The sequence below is a fragment of the Ruegeria sp. BG5 genome (genome assembly GCF_056538425.1).
This window is the reverse complement of the sequence record NZ_JBQFTC010000001.1, coordinates 817,329-835,923: the sequence shown is the minus strand read 5'-3', so window position 1 is coordinate 835,923 and position 18,595 is coordinate 817,329. Positions and strand designations below refer to the sequence as shown.

The window sequence follows — 18,595 nt, the reverse complement described above, 5'->3', positions numbered from 1 at the left end:
TCGGCGATATGCAAACCGTTCAGACACCGCGTGTGGTGATCATCGGGGCCGGGCTGGCGGCGGTCTATACGGCGCTGAAACTGGCCCCCTGCCCCGTTGTCATGATCTCACCCGAACCGCTTGGATCCGGCGCAAGCTCGGCCTGGGCGCAGGGTGGTGTTGCGGCGGCGATGGCGCGAACGGACAGCCCGCAAGCCCATGCCGAGGACACGATGCGCGCCGGGGCCGGGTCGGTTCTGCGTGAGGTGGCCGAGTTCGTGACCAAGGCGGCACCTGAACATATCCTTGATCTGTCCGATCTGGGCACCGGGTTCGACCGCACCGCCGATGGCGGCTTTGTGCAATCGCGCGAGGCAGCGCATTCCGCCGCGCGGGTCGTCCGCGTCAAGGGCGATCAGGCAGGGGCCGAGATCATGCGCGCGCTGATTGTGGCCCTGCGCGAAACGCCTTCAATTCAGGTCATCGAAGGCGCTCTGGCGGTTGGGTTGGAAAGCGACGGCGCGCAGGTCAGCGGTGTCTATCTGACCAGCGCCGACGCGCCGGGCGCACCACAGGTTCTGCTGCGCGGGTCGGCGCATGTACTGGCGACCGGCGGCTCGGCGGGTCTTTATGCGCAAACCACCAACCCTGCGCGCATCCGGGGTCAGGGTATCGGCATGGCCGCGCGCGCCGGTGCGCGGATTGCGGATGCCGAGTTTGTCCAGTTCCACCCCACCGCCATCGACGTCGGCGAAGACCCCACCCCGCTGGCGACCGAAGCCCTGCGCGGTGAAGGGGCTGTTTTGATCGACAATGACGGGCATCGGTTCATGCCCGACATCCACCCCGATGCCGATCTGGCCCCGCGCGACACCGTTGCACGTGCCGTCTACACACAGGCGCAGACGGGCAAGCGCCCGGCGCTGGACACCCGCGCGGCGATTGGCGCACAGATCGCGGACCATTTCCCGGCAGTGACCGAGGCCTGTCTGCGCCACGGTCTCGACCCGGTGCGCGATCCGATCCCGGTGACCGCCTCGGCCCATTATCATATGGGCGGCATCGAAACCGATCTGGCGGGCCGCAGTTCGCTGAACGGGCTTTGGGCCTGTGGCGAGGCGGCCTCGACCGGGTTGCACGGCGCGAACCGGCTGGCGTCGAACGGATTGCTTGAGGCGCTGGTCTTTGCCCGCGCCTGCGCACAGGACATTGCAGCCGTTGTTTCCCAGCGAACTGCACCAAAGGTTGATGTTACGCTGACCCCCGACGCCGCAACCGAACAAACTCCGGATCTGGCTGCCCTGCGCCATGCCATGACCCAGCATGTGGGCGTTGTCCGCGATCAGGCCGGTCTGCATCGCGCCCTGACCGAAATCGCGGCGCTTGAGGCCCGGCATCCGGACTCCGACGTATTTCTGAACATGACCGCCACCGCCACGCTGATCGCCGCCGCCGCGCTTTTGCGCGAGGAAAGCCGTGGCGCTCATTACCGTTCTGATTTCCCCGACCTTACCCCCGGCCCCGGCCAACGCTCGGCCCTGACGCTGAACGAGGCGCTGACCCTGCGGGACCGCATTGCAAAGGACGCAGCATGACCCATCCGGCCCTGCCCGACATGATCCTTGAACCCCTGGTGCGCTCAGCACTGATGGAGGATTTGGGTGCCTATGGCGACATCACCACCCAGACCGTAATCCCGTCGGATACGGCCTATGCGGCCCGCTTGAACGCGCGCGAGGATGCCGTGGTCTCGGGGATGCAGGTCGCGGCGCTGGCGTTCCGTCTGATCGACCCTTCGCTGGATATCTCGACACATATCGCGGATGGCCAGCCCTGCGCCAAGGGCGATACGCTGATCGAGATCACGGGCAAGGCATCCTCGATCCTGTCGGCGGAGCGCGTGGCACTGAACTTTGCCGGGCGGCTGTGCGGCGTGGCAACGTCCACAGCGGCTTTGGTCGCGGAAACCAAGGGCACCCGCGCGCGCATCACCTGCACGCGAAAGACCACGCCCGGCCTGCGCATCGTCGAAAAACAGGCCGTTTTGCATGGCGGTGGGTTCAATCACCGGTTCTCACTATCGGATGCGATCCTGATCAAGGACAACCACATCGCGGCGGCAGGCGGCGTGCGCGCGGTGCTTGAGGCGACGCAGGCCCGCGCTTCGCACATGATGAAGGTCGAGATCGAGGTGGATACGCTGGATCAATTGGCCCAAGTGCTTGAGGTTGGCGGTGCCGATGTTGTGCTGCTGGACAACATGTCGCCCGAAACCTTGGCCGAGGCAGTCGCGCTGGTGAACGGTCGGTTGGTCACAGAAGCCTCGGGCAATGTCACACAAGAGACTGTGGCTGCCATTGCCGCGACCGGCGTGGACTTCATTTCCTCCGGCGCGCTGACCCATTCCTATCGGACTGTCGATCTGGGTCTGGATTTCTAGGCCGATCCGCGCAACTCAGCGCATGACAAACGGATCCGGGATCGGGTCGTCGCTGGTGCGCAGCCAGACCGATTTGATCTTGGTGTAATCCAGCGCCGCTTGCAGACCCCCTTCGCGCCCGTGGCCCGACAGACCGTGGCCCCCAAACGGCGCAATCGGGCTGACGGCGCGGTAGGTGTTTACCCAGACAATCCCCGCACGGATGGCACGGATCATGCGATGCGACCGCGTCAGGTTCTGCGTGAACAGGCCCGAGGCCAAACCGAATTGGGTATTGTTGGCGATGGCGATGGCCTCAGCTTCGGTCTCGAACGAAACAACCGACAGGACCGGACCGAAAAACTCGTTGGTCAGGCTGTCGGCGTCCGGCACGTCGGAACAATCCAGAATGGTCGGAGGAAAGAAAAACCCGTCGCGGTCAATCGGCTGCCCGCCGGTTATCAGCTTGGCCCCTTGCGCGACAGACCGCTGGATCAGGTCGACCGCATTGCCCCGCTGACGCAGCGTGCACAGCGGGCCGACCTCGGTCGACATGTCGTCGGGGGCACCGATCACAACCGCCTCGGCCTTGTCCTTAAGACGAGCGAGGAATTCCTCCTTGATCGAGGCCTGCACCACCAGCCGCGACCCGGCGACACAGCTTTGCCCCGTTGCCGCGAATATCCCCGACACCTGTGCATTCACGGCGCTTTCGATATCGGCATCCTCGAACACGATGAACGGGGATTTGCCGCCCAGTTCCAGCGAGGTTGAAGCCAGATTCTCGGCCGAATTGCGCACAATATGGCGCGCAGTCTCCGGCCCGCCGGTAAAGGCGACATGCGCCACTTTCGGGTGGCTGGTCAGCGTTGCCCCTACCACCGGTCCACCAGTGATGACGTTCAGCACGCCCTTGGGGAACCCGGCCTGATCGAAGATGCGGGCAAATTCCAGCATCGGCGCGGGGCCTTCTTCGGATGCTTTCAGCACCACGGTACAACCCGCCGCCAAAGCCGGGCCGATCTTGACCGCCGACAGGAACAGTTGCGAGTTCCAGGGCACCACCGCCGCCACAACCCCGATGGGTTCCCGGCGCAGCCAGACCTCCATATCCGGTTTGTCGATGGGCAAATGCGCGCCTTCGATCTTGTCAGCCAGCCCGGCGTAATACCGATAATAATCAGCGACATAGGCGATCTGGGCCGAGGTCTCGCGGATGATCTTGCCGGTATCGCGGGTCTCCAGCTCGGCCAGACGCGGGGCGTTTTCCGCAATCAGATCCGCCAGCCGGGCCAGCAACTTGCCACGGGCAGTGGCCGTCATCCCTGCCCATTCAGGCGCAAAAAACGCACGATCTGCGGCCTCAACGGCCTTATTCACATCCTCCGCACTGGCCTCGGGCATCTTTGCCCAGACCGCGCCGGTGGCGGGGTCCAGACTGTCGAACTGCGTCGCCCCATCCGAAAAAGCGCCATCGATATACTGTTGAAACTGCTGCATCTTATGGCACCACTTTACTGAAACGCCGGCATGACGTCTTTGATAAACCGCTCAAGCGAGGCTTTCTTGCGCTCGAACGGCATGCTGGAGTCGATCCAGAAGGAATACTCATCATAGCCAAGCGCCTGATAGTGGCGCAGCCGATCGATGACGGTGTCGACTGTGCCGATGACCAGATCACGCTCCATGTTTTCCGGGGTATAGAAGGGATGCGCGGCAATCTCATCGTCGCTCAGCGGGTCGATCAGGCCCTGCGAGATATCGCGCTTGTTCATGAACCAGACCCCGAAATAGTTGTAGAACCGGTTCAGCTCGACCGCCGCCTGTTTCACGTCTGCATCGTCCGAGGCCACATAGGTGTGCATCAACAACATGATTTTGGGTCGTGCTACATCAGGAAACTTGGCGCAGGCGTCGTTGAACTTGACCATGAGGCTTTCAACCTCGTCATCGCCGTTCCAAAGCGGCGTCACCTGCACGTTGCACCCATGCGAGACGGCAAATTCGTGGCTGTTGGGATCGCGCGCCGCGACCCAGATCGGCGGGCCGTCTTTCTGAACCGGCTGCGGGGCCGAGGTGGTCTTGGGAAACTGGTGAAACTCGCCCTCATGCGCATAGTCGCCCAGCCACAGCTTTTGCACCGCCGGGATCAGCTCGCGCATCCGCTGGCCGGCTTCCCAGGCGTCCATGCCGGGCATCAGACGTTCGTATTCAAAGCTGTAGGCCCCGCGTGCGATTCCCAAATCAAGACGGCCCTCGGTGATGATATCGGTCATCGCCGCCTCACCGGCCAGACGGATCGGGTGCCAGAACGGTGCAATCACGGTGCCGGTGCCCAGACGCACATTTTTGGTATGGCGCGCCACGTCGATCAGGTTCAGGAACGGGTTTGGGGCGATGGTGAAATTCATCCCGTGATGCTCGCCCGTCCAGACCGCGTGCATCCCGCCCTCATCGGCGATTTTGCACAGTTGGATGAACTCGTCATACAGCTGCTTCTGGTCCTGATCCGCCGAGATCCGCTCCATATGCGCAAAAAGTGAGAATTTCATGTCCGCTTAACTCCCCCGGTGAGAGGCTTGACCCGCCCGCTCACCTCATTGCCGTAATACACCCCGAAATTCCCGATCTGACTTTCCGCCGCAAACCGTTCCAGCATGGTGCAGAGCGCCGGGTCCGACACATCCATCAGTGTGGACGGGCTAACTTCTGTGAAAACCCCGTTAACCGGTTCACCGCCGTCGGCCTGACACAGAAACGAGATATGCTGCTGCTGGCGCGCGTCGTCCTGAAAGACGGAGTAGATAAAGCCGGGCTCGGCATTCACACCGCTGTCGGCGATCAACCGGGCAAGAGCCGCGTTTGCGCCGCCCGAGACATCGTCGGTATTGGGAATGGTCAAATAGCCGTTGCCATCGTCCTGTAGCAGGATCTTCCCGTCGCGCTCGATCAGGGCCGACACCACCATGTCCGAGCGTTTGCTGAGCGCCCTCGCCTCGGCCGCCGGTGTGACATAGGCCCCGCGCGCGTATCCCAGGCCCGGCGCGATATCCTGATCAAAGGCTTTGACCTGACCAATCAGGATCAGGTGATCGCCCGCTTCGACGGTTCTGTGCATGGCGCAATCGAACCACGCCGAGACACCCCCCAGAATGGGCGAGCCATGCGGGCCGGGTTCCCAGTCGACACTCGCAAACCGATCCTCGACCGGGCGGGCAAAGGTATTGGACAGTGCGATCTGTGCCTCGGACAGGATGTTGATCGCGAATTTCGATGTTTTGGCGAAGGTTTCATAGTTGCTGGAGGTGTTGGCCAGACAGACAAGAACCAAAGGCGGATCAAGCGAGACCGAGGTGAAGGAATTCGCGGTAAAGCCCAACGGATTGCCCGCATCGTCATGGGCCGTCACAACGGTCACGCCAGTCATGAAGGTGCCGAAGGCATTGCGTAAGGCGCGCGGGTTGTTCAGCATGTTCGGGTCAAATTCAATCATGTCAGTTCACCCTGTTCAGATGGCATGTGCAACCAGTCCGTCAGCGCAGCGTTCACCGCGTCTGGTGCGGTCAGGTTTACCATATGTCTGTGGTTTTCGATGATAACCGCGCGCCCGTATGGTGCAGCCTCTGCCATCGCTTGCGACATTGCGGGGGTCGAGTTGGGATCGTCCTGCCCGGTCAGCGCAAGCAACGGGCATTTGATCCTGCCGAACCCGTCAGCATACAGCGCATCACCTCGCGCAAATGCGCCATAGGCGGTCGCGTAGCCGTCAATATCCACCTCCGACAGCCATTGCGCCACGTGGCCCCGCGCGGCGCGGTCGGTCGGTGTGTCCCCGAACCAACGGCGCAGGGGCGTGTCCAGATCGAAGGACCCGGTTCCGATCAGTTCGGCCCGTTCGATCACGGACTTGCTGGCTTTGGCGTCGCGGCAGAACACACCGTTCAGCAAGGCCACGCGGGCAACCCGGTCCGGGTGACACACGGCAAACCCGCCTGCAATCAGGGCCCCCATGGAATGCCCGGCCAAACTGACCCGTTCAACCCTCAGCGCATCCAGAACGGCCAGCAACCAGTCCAGAAACACCGGCAGTCCCGACCCCGAAGGGATGCGGTCACTGCCCCCATGCCCCGGCATATCCAGCGCGATCACGTGATGCGTTTCCGACAGTGCCTCAATCTGCGGACCCCAGGCTGCCGATTGCATGCCGACCCCGTGGATCAGAACCACAGGAGGGGCCTTCCCGGCATGGGACAGGCCCGCCTCGCGACAGGCAACCTGCCCGAAGGGCTCAGACAGCTGCAGGGTTGTCGACGTCATGGCCCAGTTCCCTGAGGTCCTGATAGCGGTCGCCAATACGGTGATGCGGGCGGCCCCCGATGGATGCCCCCAGCGCGATCATGATCTCATCCGGCGCAGGCGCGTCCGCTACTTGCAGCTGAATAGTCAGATAATGGCTGCGCCGACCGCCATCATTTTTGTCCATCAGCGGGATCTGCATCGACGCATTTGCCGGGCCGCGCGTATTGGTGAAGGCCAGATAGGATTTGGCCCCGACCGCCTCGCGGTAGAAATTGCCGAACCGCAGCGTGTGGATCAGGGCCGAACCATGTTCGACCTCACCATTCACACCGACAATGGCGGCTTTGCCGTACCCTTCGACCATGTCGCCCCCGCCTGCGGCCTGCAGCACCATATCGGTCAGCAGTTTGCCCAGACCCGGCGCGCAATCGTGGATCTCGGGCTTCAGGTCCTCAACAAAACCGCGCCCGGCCCACGGGTTCCGGATCACCGCAACAGCCGCAATCATCCTCAACGGCGTCTCGGCGACCTTTCCCCCTTCGATCAGCGTGTTTTCCACATGCAACAGGGTTTTTCGGATTTCGGCGGGCATGGCTCTGCTCCTTACGATTCGGTGCAGGTCTATTTGGTATACCATCATACCATCTGTCAATCATACCTTGCGAGCGATCTTCCAAACCGATAGGTATCTGGCCATGACGGAACCCAAACTGACCAAGATTGATCATCCCCCCGCGACCCTGCGCGATATGGTGCAGGAACGGATGCGCGAGGCGATCATCGAAGGCACGTTCGAACCCGGAGAGCGGCTGGTCGAACGCCCGCTTTGCGATCAGTTGGGCGTCAGCCGAACCGTGATCCGCGAAACCATCCGCTATCTCGAAGCCGAAGGTCTGGTAGACATCCTGCCCGGACGCGGACCTATCGTTGCTGTCATGTCGTGGGAGGATGCGCGCCAGATCTACGATATTCGCCGCATGCTCGAAACTGCCGCCGCGGAACACTGCGCGCGCAATATCACGCCCGAACGCACAGGCGCGCTGAGACAGGCGCTGGACCATCTCAGACGCGGGTTTGAGAACAAGGCACCGGGTGCCCTGTTCCGCGCCACGGCGGATTTCTATTCCGAGATTTTCGATGGCGCGGGCCACTACATCGCCTGGGACATCGTTCAGCGCCTGAATGGCCGGATCAGCAGGCTGCGCATGATGACCCTGTCTTCGGACGATCGGGATCAGCCCGGCCTGACCCATATGGAACAGATCTGCGACGCCATTACCTCGGGCGACCCGGTCGCCGCCCGCGCAGCTGTCGAGCGGCATCTGGACGACACCACCAAAATCGCCGAACGGCTGTTTGCATCAGATGAAAGAAACCAAGTTGAGTGAAAAACCCAAAGCCTATTGGATCGCCAACGTCACCGTCACCGACCCCGAGGCCTATAAGGGCTATCAGGACATCGCACCCGCGGCCTTTCAGAAATTCGGCGCGCGGTTCCTGGCCCGGGGCGAGGCCGAAACGCTGGAAGGCCACCCATGGCAACGCCGGGTGATCATCGAGTTCGACAGTATCGAGGACGCCCGCGCCTGCTATGCCTCTGACGAATACCGCGCAGCACGAGAAAGGCGCCGGGATGCATGTCAGGCGGATATTGCGCTGATCGAAGGCGTCTGAGGCGGGCGCGTCCCGTCATGCTGCAAGGCCGGACTGCGAAACACTCCGGCCTTTCCTGTTTTAAAAAGGGCGATGAACCTCAGATATCGAGCGTGTGTTCTTTTTCCCAGCGCGAGAAATGGCTGACGAAAGAGTTCCACTCCTGATGTTTCATCTTCAGAAACGCGGCTGAAAACTCGTCACCCATCGCAGCTTTCAGCTCGGTATCCTTGTCATAGTCGCGCAGCGCGTCCAGCATGTTCAGCGGCAGTTTGGGTGCGTCGGTGACAGTGTGGCCCTCGGCATACATGTCGATGTCATAGCGGCGACCCGGATCGGCCTTGGACCGAATGCCCGACAGGCCCGCCGCGATGATCACGGCCTGCAGCAGATAGGGGTTGGTCGCGCCATCGGCCAGTCGCAGTTCGAACCGGCCCGGTCCTGGGACGCGGACCATGTGGGTGCGGTTGTTGCCGGTCCACGTGACAGTATTCGGTGCCCAAGTCGCGCCCGACATGGTGCGCGGGGCGTTGATGCGTTTGTACGAGTTCACCGTCGGGTTGGTGATCGCCGCCAGCGCGCTGGCGTGTTTCATGATGCCGCCGAGGAAGTGCTTGCCCTGTTCGCTCAGACCGACCTCGCCCGTCGGACCGTCACCCTCACCGGCAAACACGTTGGTCTTTGCATCCGCGCCCGGCGCATCCCAGACCGAGATATGGGCATGGCAGCCATTGCCCGTCAGCCCCTCGACCGGTTTCGGCATGAAGGTGGCGCGGAAGCCGTGCTTTTCCGCTACCGATTTGGTCATGAACTTGAAGAAGGAATGCTTGTCGGCGGTGCGCAAGGCATCGTCAAATTCCCAGTTCATTTCGAACTGGCCATTGGCGTCCTCGTGGTCGTTCTGATACGGCCCCCAACCCAGTTCCAGCATGTAGTCGCAGATCTCGCGTACCACGTCATAACGGCGCATCACCGCCTGCTGGTCGTAGCAAGGCTTTTCGGCCGTATCGAACGGATCGCTGATCTGCTCGCCATCGGGCGTCAGCAGGAAGAACTCGGCCTCGATCCCGGTTTTGACATGCATGCCCATTTCGGCGGCCTCGTCGATCAGGCGGCGCAGCACGTTGCGCGGGGCCTGGGCGACGTCCTCGCCCTCCATCACGCAATTGCCAGCGACCCATGCGACCTCGGGCTTCCAGGGCAGTTGGATCACCGAGGACGGATCGGGCACCGCCAGCATGTCCGGATGGGCCGGGGTCATATCCAGCCAGGTGGCAAATCCGGCAAAACCTGCGCCCTCTTCTTGCATATCCGCGATAGCCTGTGCGGGGACCAGCTTGGCCCGTTGCCCACCGAACAGATCGGTGAACGAAATCATGAAATATTTGACGCCTTTTTCCTTGGCGAAAGCTGCCAGATCTGTCGTCATGGTCGGCCTTCCTTTCCCTGTTGGTTCAAAAGAAGAAAGGCGCCGCCCGTTTGGGCCGCGCCTTCATTTCGCTTGCAGTTCAGAACCCGGCCTTGCCGGGATACCAGTCGGTGCCCGCCAATGGGACGCGCGCCATGGCGGCGGCCTCCATTGTCAGGGCGCACAGATCCTCGGGCTCCAGATTGTGCAGGTGATTATGGCCACATGCGCGCGCGATGGTCTGCGCCTCAAGGGTCATCACCTTCAGGTAGTTGCGCAACCGGCGGCCCGCTTCGACCGGGTCCAGCCGCGCGGCCAGATCCGGGTCCTGCGTGGTGATACCCGCAGGGTCCTGCCCTTCGTGCCAGTCATCATAAGCCCCGGTGGTGGTGCCCAGCTTTTGGTACTCGGATTCCCATTTCGGGTCATTGTCGCCCAAGGCGATCAAAGCCGCAGTCCCGATGGCCACCGCATCTGCGCCCAATGCCATAGCCTTGGCCACATCAGCGCCGGTGCGGATACCGCCCGAGATCACCAGTTGCACCTCGCGGTGCACACCCAGATCCTGCAGCGCCTGAACGGCAGGGCGGATACACGACAGCGTCGGCAGACCCACATGTTCGATGAACACATCCTGCGTGGCAGCGGTGCCGCCCTGCATCCCGTCCATCACCACCACATCGGCCCCGGCCTTCACCGCCAGCGCAGTGTCGTAATAGGGCCGGGTCGCGCCAACCTTGACGTAGATCGGAACCTGCCAGCCGGTGATTTCGCGCAGTTCAAGGATCTTGATCTCCAGATCATCCGGCCCGGTCCAGTCCGGGTGGCGGCAGGCCGAGCGCTGGTCGATGCCTTTCGGCAGGGTGCGCATCTCGGCCACGCGGTCGCTGATCTTTTGACCCAGCAACATGCCGCCACCGCCGGGTTTTGCGCCCTGACCAACCACGATTTCAATCGCATCCGCCTTGCGCAGATCGTTGGGGTTCATCCCATAGCGCGAGGGCAGGTACTGATAAACCAGCTTGGACGAATGGCCGCGTTCCTCGGGTGTCATGCCGCCGTCACCGGTGGTGGTCGACGTCCCCGCCGCGGATGCGCCGCGGCCCAGAGCCTCTTTCGCCGGGCCGGACAGGGCCCCAAAGCTCATGCCCGCAATGGTGATCGGGATGTCCAGTTGAATCGGGTTCTTGGCAAAGCGCGTGCCCAGCGTCACCGAGGTATCGCAGCGTTCGCGGTAGCCTTCCAACGGGTAGCGCGAGACCGAGGCACCCAGAAACAGCAGGTCGTCGAAATGGGGCACCTTGCGTTTGGCACCGCCACCGCGAATGTCATAGATGCCGGTCGCCGCCGCCCGCCGGATTTCGGCATTGATCGGGTTGGTAAAGGTCGCCGACTGGATCGGCATGGTGCGGGGGATGGCGTGATCTGTGTCTTTCATACCCATATCCTCAGTAAGCAGCCGCGTTGTCGACGTCGAAATTGTAAAGCTGACGGGCCGAGCCGTACCGCTTGAACTCTTCCGGGTTGGCGTCCGCTCCGGCGCGGTCCAGCAGATCGGCCAACAATTCAAGGTGCTCGGGCCGCATCTCTTTCTCGATGCAGTCCGCCCCAAGGCTTTTGACCGAGCCGCGCACAAACAACCGCGCCTCGTACAGCGAGTCGCCAAGCGCATCGCCCGCATCGCCGCAGACAACCAGATTGCCATCCTGCGCCATGAAGGCCGACATATGACCGATATTGCCATGCACGACGATATCGATCCCTTTCATCGAGATCCCGCAGCGCGAGCTGGCATTGCCCTTGATCACCAGCAAACCACCATGCCCGGTTGCCCCGGCATATTGGCTGGCGTCGCCTTCGACGATCACGGTGCCCGACATCATGTTTTCGGCCACGCCCGGACCAACCGAGCCTTCGACCTTGATGGTCGCCTGCTGGTTCATCCCCGCACAGTAATAACCGGTGGACCCTTTGACCGTCACCTCGATGGGCGCGTCCAGCCCCACGGCAATGGCGTGGCTGCCCTTGGGGTTCCGGACCTCCCAGCTGGTCTGGTTGGTGTCAACGCTTTGGGCCTGAAGGGTCGAATTCAAACCGCGCAGGCCGTTTTCTGCAACATCGTAAGTCTGCATCTCAGTGGCTCCAGAAATAGACGGTTGCGGGTTCGGGTTCCCAGACCTTGGCGTCTTCGATGCCCGGCAGGTTGACCAAAGCGCGGTATTCGCTGCCGAAGGCCACATATTGATCGGTCTCGGCCATCACAGCCGGTTTGCAGGCGATGGGGTCGCGCACCACGCCGAACCCGTCCTTGGTACCGACAACAAAGGTAAAGAACCCATCGAGATCTTCCAGACTGCTTTCCAGCGCCTCACCCAAGGTGGCCCCGTTCTGCATCTTCCAGGTCAGATAGGCCGCGCCAACTTCGGTATCATTCATCGACTCCACCCGCACGCCCTCACGCTTGAGCTTGCGTCGCAACGCGTTGTGGTTCGAAAGCGAGCCGTTATGCACCAGGCACTGATCCGAGCCGGTGTTGAAAGGGTGCGCGCCTTCGGTGGTCACAGCGGATTCGGTGGCCATCCGCGTGTGTCCGATGCCGTGGCTGCCGCCCATGGTCGACAGGTTGAACCGGTCGGCCACATCTCGTGGCAGGCCAACTTCCTTGTAAATCTCAATCGCCGCGCCGTCCGACATCACGCGCAGACCGGGGCGCAGTTCGCGCACGGCCTGACGGGCCTGTTCGACCTTGGCACCGTCCATCTGCAGCACCGCATGCGTGTCGTTGGCCTGCAAGGAAACCTGCGCGCCAATCGCCTCGCCCAGATCGGCGGCCAGCGTTGCAAAGTCTTCATCCGGCGCATCCGATTGCACCGTCAGCTTTGCTGTCCCATCGGACTCGGCGCCATAAATCGCAATCCCAGCGCTGTCCGGTCCCCGGTCCGTCATCGTGACCAGCATATCCGTCAGCATCGAGCCCAGTTCAGGCTCCAAACTCTTGTCCTTGAGAAACAGACCGACAATTCCACACATCCGCTTTGGTCCTCTGAAATTTCGTCGAATCTGACGCTAGCAGGCCGAAGTGTGAAAAACAACACTGAGAAATAAATATTCCTGTGAGGAAAATCCACAAAACAGGAATAGGTCCACGGTCCGGCGCAGCACTCAAGCAGCCCGGTTTAGACGACACCAATGATGAAAATGGTCAGCTTGTCTGTGGATACGAGATGATCGACAGGTATTTTGCAGGCAGTTTCACCAGACCCTCTGGCCCATGCGGGGCATCGGCATCGAAGAAAAGCGTGTCGCCCGGCTTCATCGAATAAATGCTGTCCCCGTGACGGTAATCCACTTCGCCTTCCAGCAGATACAGCATCTCGATCCCGTCATGCTGGAATGTCGGAAAGCGGTCGGATTCCTCGGTCAGCGTGATCAGGTAGGGTTCCACCACGACACCGCTGGCATTGGCCCCCAAATGACCCAGAAGGGTATAGTGGTGCCCGGCCCGCGTACCGGCCCGCTCGGTCTCGACCCCTTCGCCCGATTTGGTGTGCACCGCGTTGCGGGTTTCTTCATAACGTCGGAAAAACGACGTGATCGGCGTGCTCAGCGCATCGGCCAGAGATTGGAGGGTTGTCAGGGAAGGCGAGGTCGCCCCGTTCTCGATTTTGGACAACATACTGATCGACAGGCCGGTCAACCCGGACAATTCGGCAATCGTTGTCCCCTGTTGCAGGCGCAACGCCTTGATTTCGCGCCCGATTGCCGTTTCCAGGTTCTTTTCACCGCTGTCGCGAACCCTGTGCGGGTCCTGCGACAATGTCAGCTTGTCATCGGTCGTTTCGGCCTGCGCCATCGCTATTCCCTTGATCCCCGAGGGTGGTTCTGCCAACCATGGCACACGAGACCCTGATTTGTGTAGCCACTCTTGTCAGGAAAGTATTTTTCCCCATAGTATATCGAAATTCCCTGCAACGGAAGCTGACATGCACCAGTTATCGGCCCCTTTGAAGGATCTTGATTTCGACGGGCGAGACCGGATTTCGGTTGGCTTCCTGCTGCTGCCCGGCTTTCCGATGGCCTGTCTGACCTCGGTGATCGAGCCGTTGCGCGCCGCCAATGAAATCGCGCGCAAACAGGTGTTTTCCTGGGTGCTGTGTTCCGAGGACGCAGGCCCCGTTACCGCCAGCGCGGGTATCCCGTTTCAAACCGAGTGCGCCCTGAAGGCCTTGCGCGATGTCGATCTTCTGATTGTCCTGTCCGAACCCGATGGCCAGTTCAGCGCGCCTGCCGAGGTTACGGCGCAACTGCGCTATCTCGCACGCCACGGCACACGGTTGGGCGCGATCAGCGGCGGGGTGTTCCCACTGGCCCGCTCGGGCGTTTTGCAGGGGCAGACCTGCTCGGTCCATTGGCTGTACCGTACGGCGTTCGAGGCCGAATTTCCCCAGATTGCCGTAACCGATGACGTGATCGCGGTGAACCGGCGCTGTTGCACCGCATCCGGCGCGGCCTCGGCCTTTGATCTGTCCTTGCACATGGTCGAAGCCATGCTGGGTGAGGCCACGATGACCGAGGTCGCCTGCTGGTTCCAGCACCCGGCAATCCGCAGCCCCAATATCCCGCAAAAGACGCCAACCTTTCAAACTGACGAAACCGCCGATCATCTGCCGCACGTCGTGGCCCGTGCGGTCCGGTTATTTGCCGACAATCTGGAATTTCCACTGACAACGCGCGATGTTGCGCGTCAGGTCGGTGTATCCTCGCGACATCTGGAACGCTGCTTCCGTCAGGCGCTGGATCAAAGCCCGGCAGAGTATTACCGGCATCTGCGCCTGCGCGCGGCACGGCAATTGGTGATCTACACGCAGGATTCCCTGACATCTATTGCCCATGCCATCGGCTACACCAACCCAACCGCCATGTCGCGCCACTATGCAGAACAATTCGGGGCGTCACCGCGCCAGGACCGGCAAGATCGTAACCGGTTCCGCGTCACCCGCGATACCGTGTTGCACTGATCGTTTCAGCCCGCCGAGATGGCCTGCGCCGCCTCTTCCAATGCGTGATGCAGGGACCCGGCAGACGACCGTGGCCCAAGCACGGCAAAGCTTTGACCCGCCTCAAGGCACCAAAGGTAGCAGCCGATGTGATGAATGGCGCAGCGTGTCGCCGTCTGGGCCTTCATCGTGCGAATGTCCACGTTGCAGAGCCGTTCGAACAGATCGCAGACCGTCGGGCCGGTGACGTCAAATCGACACCATCCGTCGGTCTGCTCGACCACCGAGGCGGTCTGTTGCATGGCCGACTTGAGGTCTGCAGCCAGCGTTTCATGCGCCGCATAATCCGCATCGATCATCCAGCTGTCCGGGCCAAGCCAGAACCCGGAAAATGACGACCCAACAGCCGCGCCACCGGGACCCGGCAGATCGAACCCCAAAACGTCTTTGGCCCGTTTGGCAAATTCCGCGCCCTGCCCCAGACGCATTGAAACAGAGGCCAGGGCGCGGTCTGTCACCTCGGTTATCGTCAGCCCTGCGATGGTCGAGACACGTGCCTCGGCAGATCCAAGGGCGGTGATGGCTTTCAGTTTATGCACGCAAACGCTCCCCTTCCGGATCGACAAAATGGGCGCTGACAATTTCGACCTCGGTCTCGGACCCTTCCAGCGGATTGACCAGACGCATGACCTCACCCATCCGCTCGGCCCCGTTCTTCAAAAGGCCCAACCCGATCGAAGACCCAAGGATCGGGGAATAGGCCGCCGAGGTGACATAACCCTGATCGTGGGCCGCATCGACAGGGCCGCCCTTGTTCATCAGGTGCCCCCCGGCTGTCACGGTCCGGCTGGCATCGACAGGTTTCAGCCCGACCAGACGCAAGGCATCCGGTTCATTAAGGCCTGCCCGCTCGCTGAGCGTATTGCCGATACAGTCCTTCTTCTTGCTGACCATCCGCCCCAGACCGAGATTCAGGGCCGTTGTGGTCCCGTTGATCTCATTCCCGGTTGCATGGCCCTTTTCGATCCGCATGACGCCCAGTGCCTCGGTGCCATACGGGGTCGCATCGAACTCTTCCCCTGCCTCCATCAGCGCCCGGATCAGGGCGTCGCCATAGCGGGTGGGCACGGCGATCTCATAGGCCAGCTCACCGCTGAACGAGATACGGAACAGCCGCGCGCGGCAGCCCCCGCAGACGGTGATTTCGCCGCAGGCCATGAAGGGGAAGGCCTCGTTCGAAATGTCAAACTCGGCATCGATCACCTTTTGCAGCAGCTTGCGCGCGTTCGGACCTGCCACCGCATATTGCGCCCAGGCTTCGGTGGTCGAGATCAGCTGAACATCCAGATCGGGCCACAGGCATTGCCGCGCGAATTCCATCTGGCGATAGACCAGCACCGCGTTGGCGGTGGTTGTGGTGACAACAAAATGATCCTCGGCAAACCGCGCGGCGGTGCCGTCATCATAGGCGATCCCGTCCTCGCGCAGCATCAACCCATAGCGCACCTTGCCGACGGGCAGTTTGGCAAATGCGTTCGAGTAGATCTTGTTCAGAAACTCCGCCGCATCCGCGCCCTGCACGTCGATCTTGCCCAGCGTGGTCACATCGCAGATGCCGACCGAGTTGCGGGTGGCCAGAACCTCGCGATCCACCGATTGCCGCCAGTGGGTCTCGCCCTTGCGCGGATACCATTGCGCGCGCAGCCAGTCGCCGACTTCGGTGAATACCGCGCCCTGCTCGGTGGCCCATGTGTGGCTGGGAGTTTTGCGGGTGGGGTGGAAGTGCTTGCCGACTGCACGGCCTGCCAAAGTGCCCATCGCCACCGGTGTATAGGGCGGACGGAAGATGGTTGTACCGGTCTCGGGGATCGACTTGCCGGTCATCTCGGCCATCACCGCCAGACCACCCATATTCGAGGTCTTGCCCTGATCGGTCGCCATCCCGAGGGTTGTGTAGCGCTTGAGATGCTCGACCGAGACGTAATTCTCCTGATGCGCCAGTTTCACATCCTTGACGGTCACATCGTTCTGCTGGTCGATCCAGGCCCGACCTTTGCCCTGCTTCACATACCAGAAGGGTTGCAGATTGACCGCAGCATCCTCGGCTGTTGGAACATCACCCGGCGTGGCCTGAATGCCCAGATCGGCCAGTGCTTCGGCGGCACGCGCGGCACCCGTTTCCATAGCTCCATGGGTGGACAACACTCCCGCCGCCGCACCCGCGACCGACAGGCCAACCGGCAGAGACTCACCTGGCACAAACGCAGCCAGCGCTTCGTTCCACTGGGGTCGCCCGCGCTGATGACAGGTCAGATGCACATTTGGGTTCCAGCCGCCAGAGACAGCCAGCGCCCCGCAGATGATGTCGTGGGTAAAGCCCTGTTGCGTCTGGATCGTGACGGTCTCAAGACCCAGCCGCCCTTTGCTTCCAATGACCTGAGCCCCGGCGAACAGCTCCGCTCCGTCGACCGCAGGCGCATCGGCCCGCGTGTCAATGACGGCGGCAACTTTGACGCCCTTTGCCATCAGATCCGCAGCCGTGCGATGCCCGTCGTCGTTGTTGGTGAACACTGCGACACGTTCATGCGGCGTCACCGCCCAGCGATTGGTGTAGGATCGCACAGCCCCCGACATCATGATCCCGGGCCGGTCATTATTCGGGAAGGCTATGGGGCGCTCGGTTGCGCCGGCGCACAGAACCGCCCGTTCCGAGTAGATCCGCCAGAAGATCTGGCGTGGCTCTGCCGAACCGGGTTGCGGTTTGTGGTCGGCCACCCGCTCGACCGCGCCGTAGATGCCATGATCGAACGCGCCGACAATCGTTGTGCGCGGCAGCAGGCGCACATTGTCCATCGACGTCAGTTCGGCCACGGCCTGAGCTGCCCAGTCCGACCCGGCCATGTCGTCGATGGCATAGGATTCCGAATTCAGCCGACCACCAAGGGCAAAATCCTCATCCGCCAGTATCACCCGCGCCCCAGCGCGCCCTGCGGTCAGGGCCGCCGACAAACCGGCAGGACCGGCCCCAATCACCAGCAAGTCGCAATGCAGGAAACCCTTGTCGTATGGGTCTGGATCATCCTGTCCCGAAACACTGCCCAATCCGGCAGCGCGGCGGATAATCGGCTCGTACAGCTTTTCCCAAAACGCCTTGGGCCACATGAAGGTTTTGTAGTAGAAGCCCGCCGTCAGGAAATTGCTGAACAGGTCATTAACCGCCAGAACATCCCGCTGCAGCGATGGCCAGCGGTTCTGCGAATGCGCGTCCAGCCCTTCATAGAGCTCCGCCACAGTGGCGCGCGTATTCGGCTCTTGTCGCCCGCCCGAGCGCAATTCGACCAGAGCATTCGGTTCCTCCGAACCAGCCGTCAGCACCCCGCGAGGACGGTGGTATTTGAAGGACCGGCCCATCAGGCGCACGCCATTGGCCAACAACGCCGAGGCCAGTGTATCGCCCGCAAGCCCTTGATAACGCTTGCCATCAAAGGTGAAGTTCAGGCTCTGCCCGTGGTCGACCAGACCACCACTCAATCGATTGATCTGTCCACTCATCTGCCGCGCCCCCGTTCCCGGGCCACGTCGCGGGCCAGTTTTACATCGGTAATTTCATGGGTCAGCGTGTTGCGCGTGACCACCAGCCAGGACCGGTCGCCCTGCTCGTGATACCAAAGCTCCTGATGCTCACCCGCCGGGTTGTCGCGCAGATAGAGATAGTCGTGAAACGCCTCGGCCGCGTCGTCTGCCTGCCAATCGGGGCGGTCGATCATGACAGCGTCGCCGAGGTAAACGAATTCCTGCGCATCGCGAGGGCCGAGAAGAGGATGGTTTATTATCATATGT

General features: G+C 61.8%; 18 protein-coding genes. 5 read left to right on the top strand and 13 right to left on the bottom strand.

Going from position 1 to position 18,595, the window contains the following annotated elements; genetic code table 11:
* Positions 1 to 8: 8 nt before the first annotated feature.
* Complete coding sequence (locus ACR0KX_RS03835) at positions 9 to 1,574, top strand: L-aspartate oxidase (RefSeq protein ID WP_170622589.1); 1,566 nt, start codon at positions 9 to 11, stop codon at positions 1,572 to 1,574.
* Entirely contained in the window at positions 1,571 to 2,419 is an 849-nt protein-coding gene (gene nadC / locus ACR0KX_RS03830) for a carboxylating nicotinate-nucleotide diphosphorylase (RefSeq protein WP_170622588.1), read from the top strand. Before ACR0KX_RS03835 ends, nadC begins: the two co-directional genes overlap by 4 nt.
* A 15-nt stretch (positions 2,420 to 2,434) precedes the next feature.
* On the opposite strand, the gene ACR0KX_RS03825 is transcribed toward nadC, so the two are convergent.
* Genes ACR0KX_RS03825 through ACR0KX_RS03805 form a run of 5 tightly spaced genes read right to left on the bottom strand, consistent with a single transcriptional unit; the run spans position 2,435 to position 7,289 of the window.
* Positions 2,435 to 3,898: an aldehyde dehydrogenase gene (locus tag ACR0KX_RS03825; protein ID WP_170622587.1), complete on the bottom strand. Its 1,464-nt coding sequence runs from the start codon at positions 3,896 to 3,898 to the stop codon at positions 2,435 to 2,437.
* Between the two features lie 14 nt (positions 3,899 to 3,912).
* On the bottom strand, positions 3,913 to 4,950 hold the full coding sequence (locus tag ACR0KX_RS03820; protein ID WP_170622586.1) for an LLM class flavin-dependent oxidoreductase: 1,038 nt from the start codon (positions 4,948 to 4,950) through the stop codon (positions 3,913 to 3,915).
* Positions 4,947 to 5,891: a flavin reductase gene (locus ACR0KX_RS03815; protein WP_480707890.1), complete on the bottom strand. Its 945-nt coding sequence runs from the start codon at positions 5,889 to 5,891 to the stop codon at positions 4,947 to 4,949. Before ACR0KX_RS03815 ends, ACR0KX_RS03820 begins: the two co-directional genes overlap by 4 nt.
* Positions 5,888 to 6,715 carry an alpha/beta fold hydrolase gene (locus tag ACR0KX_RS03810; RefSeq protein ID WP_170622585.1) on the bottom strand — a complete coding sequence of 276 codons (828 nt, stop codon included), beginning with the start codon at positions 6,713 to 6,715 and terminating at the stop codon, positions 5,888 to 5,890. The genes ACR0KX_RS03815 and ACR0KX_RS03810 overlap by 4 nt, the downstream gene beginning before the upstream one ends.
* Positions 6,687 to 7,289 carry an amino acid synthesis family protein gene (locus tag ACR0KX_RS03805; protein ID WP_170622584.1) on the bottom strand — a complete coding sequence of 201 codons (603 nt, stop codon included), beginning with the start codon at positions 7,287 to 7,289 and terminating at the stop codon, positions 6,687 to 6,689. Before ACR0KX_RS03805 ends, ACR0KX_RS03810 begins: the two co-directional genes overlap by 29 nt.
* Positions 7,290 to 7,392: 103 nt before the next feature.
* On the opposite strand from ACR0KX_RS03805, the gene ACR0KX_RS03800 reads away from it, so the two are divergent.
* Positions 7,393 to 8,085, top strand: coding sequence for a GntR family transcriptional regulator (locus ACR0KX_RS03800; protein WP_170622583.1), 693 nt, complete (start codon positions 7,393 to 7,395; stop codon positions 8,083 to 8,085).
* Positions 8,078 to 8,371, top strand: a complete 294-nt coding sequence (locus tag ACR0KX_RS03795; RefSeq protein WP_480584133.1) for a DUF1330 domain-containing protein — start codon at positions 8,078 to 8,080, stop codon at positions 8,369 to 8,371. The genes ACR0KX_RS03800 and ACR0KX_RS03795 overlap by 8 nt, the downstream gene beginning before the upstream one ends.
* 79 nt (positions 8,372 to 8,450) lie before the next feature.
* Here ACR0KX_RS03795 and glnT read toward each other — a convergent pair whose 3' ends face one another.
* The 5 genes from glnT to ACR0KX_RS03770 all read right to left on the bottom strand — a co-directional run bounded on the left by glnT (position 8,451) and on the right by ACR0KX_RS03770 (position 13,611).
* Positions 8,451 to 9,779: a type III glutamate--ammonia ligase gene (glnT, locus tag ACR0KX_RS03790; protein WP_170622581.1), complete on the bottom strand. Its 1,329-nt coding sequence runs from the start codon at positions 9,777 to 9,779 to the stop codon at positions 8,451 to 8,453.
* Positions 9,780 to 9,858: 79 nt separating this feature from the next.
* Positions 9,859 to 11,196 (bottom strand): FMN-binding glutamate synthase family protein, encoded by a 1,338-nt coding sequence (locus ACR0KX_RS03785; protein WP_170622580.1) that lies wholly within the window; start codon positions 11,194 to 11,196, stop codon positions 9,859 to 9,861.
* A gap of 10 nt (positions 11,197 to 11,206) precedes the next feature.
* Positions 11,207 to 11,890, bottom strand: coding sequence for a GltB/FmdC/FwdC-like GXGXG domain-containing protein (locus tag ACR0KX_RS03780; protein ID WP_170622579.1), 684 nt, complete (start codon positions 11,888 to 11,890; stop codon positions 11,207 to 11,209).
* 1 nt (position 11,891) lies between these two features.
* A complete protein-coding gene (locus ACR0KX_RS03775; RefSeq protein WP_170622578.1) occupies positions 11,892 to 12,788 on the bottom strand; it encodes a class II glutamine amidotransferase in 897 nt (298 codons plus the stop codon).
* A 172-nt stretch (positions 12,789 to 12,960) separates the two neighbouring features.
* The gene (locus ACR0KX_RS03770) at positions 12,961 to 13,611 is read right to left on the bottom strand and encodes an XRE family transcriptional regulator (RefSeq protein ID WP_170622577.1); all 651 of its coding nucleotides are present in this window, start codon (positions 13,609 to 13,611) and stop codon (positions 12,961 to 12,963) included.
* A 130-nt stretch (positions 13,612 to 13,741) separates the two neighbouring features.
* Here ACR0KX_RS03770 and ACR0KX_RS03765 point away from each other — a divergent pair, with 130 nt between their 5' ends.
* The gene (locus ACR0KX_RS03765; protein ID WP_170622576.1) at positions 13,742 to 14,776 is read left to right on the top strand and encodes a GlxA family transcriptional regulator; all 1,035 of its coding nucleotides are present in this window, start codon (positions 13,742 to 13,744) and stop codon (positions 14,774 to 14,776) included.
* Positions 14,777 to 14,781: 5 nt separating this feature from the next.
* Here the strand turns inward: ACR0KX_RS03765 and ACR0KX_RS03760 are convergent, their stop codons facing one another.
* Genes ACR0KX_RS03760 through ACR0KX_RS03750 form a run of 3 tightly spaced genes read right to left on the bottom strand, consistent with a single transcriptional unit; the run spans position 14,782 to position 18,591 of the window.
* The gene (locus ACR0KX_RS03760; protein WP_170622575.1) at positions 14,782 to 15,354 is read right to left on the bottom strand and encodes an aminomethyltransferase family protein; all 573 of its coding nucleotides are present in this window, start codon (positions 15,352 to 15,354) and stop codon (positions 14,782 to 14,784) included.
* Positions 15,347 to 18,307, bottom strand: coding sequence for a sarcosine oxidase subunit alpha family protein (locus ACR0KX_RS03755; RefSeq protein ID WP_170622574.1), 2,961 nt, complete (start codon positions 18,305 to 18,307; stop codon positions 15,347 to 15,349). Before ACR0KX_RS03755 ends, ACR0KX_RS03760 begins: the two co-directional genes overlap by 8 nt.
* Complete coding sequence (locus tag ACR0KX_RS03750; protein ID WP_170622573.1) at positions 18,304 to 18,591, bottom strand: sarcosine oxidase subunit delta; 288 nt, start codon at positions 18,589 to 18,591, stop codon at positions 18,304 to 18,306. Before ACR0KX_RS03750 ends, ACR0KX_RS03755 begins: the two co-directional genes overlap by 4 nt.
* Between the last annotated feature and the right edge of the window lie 4 nt (positions 18,592 to 18,595).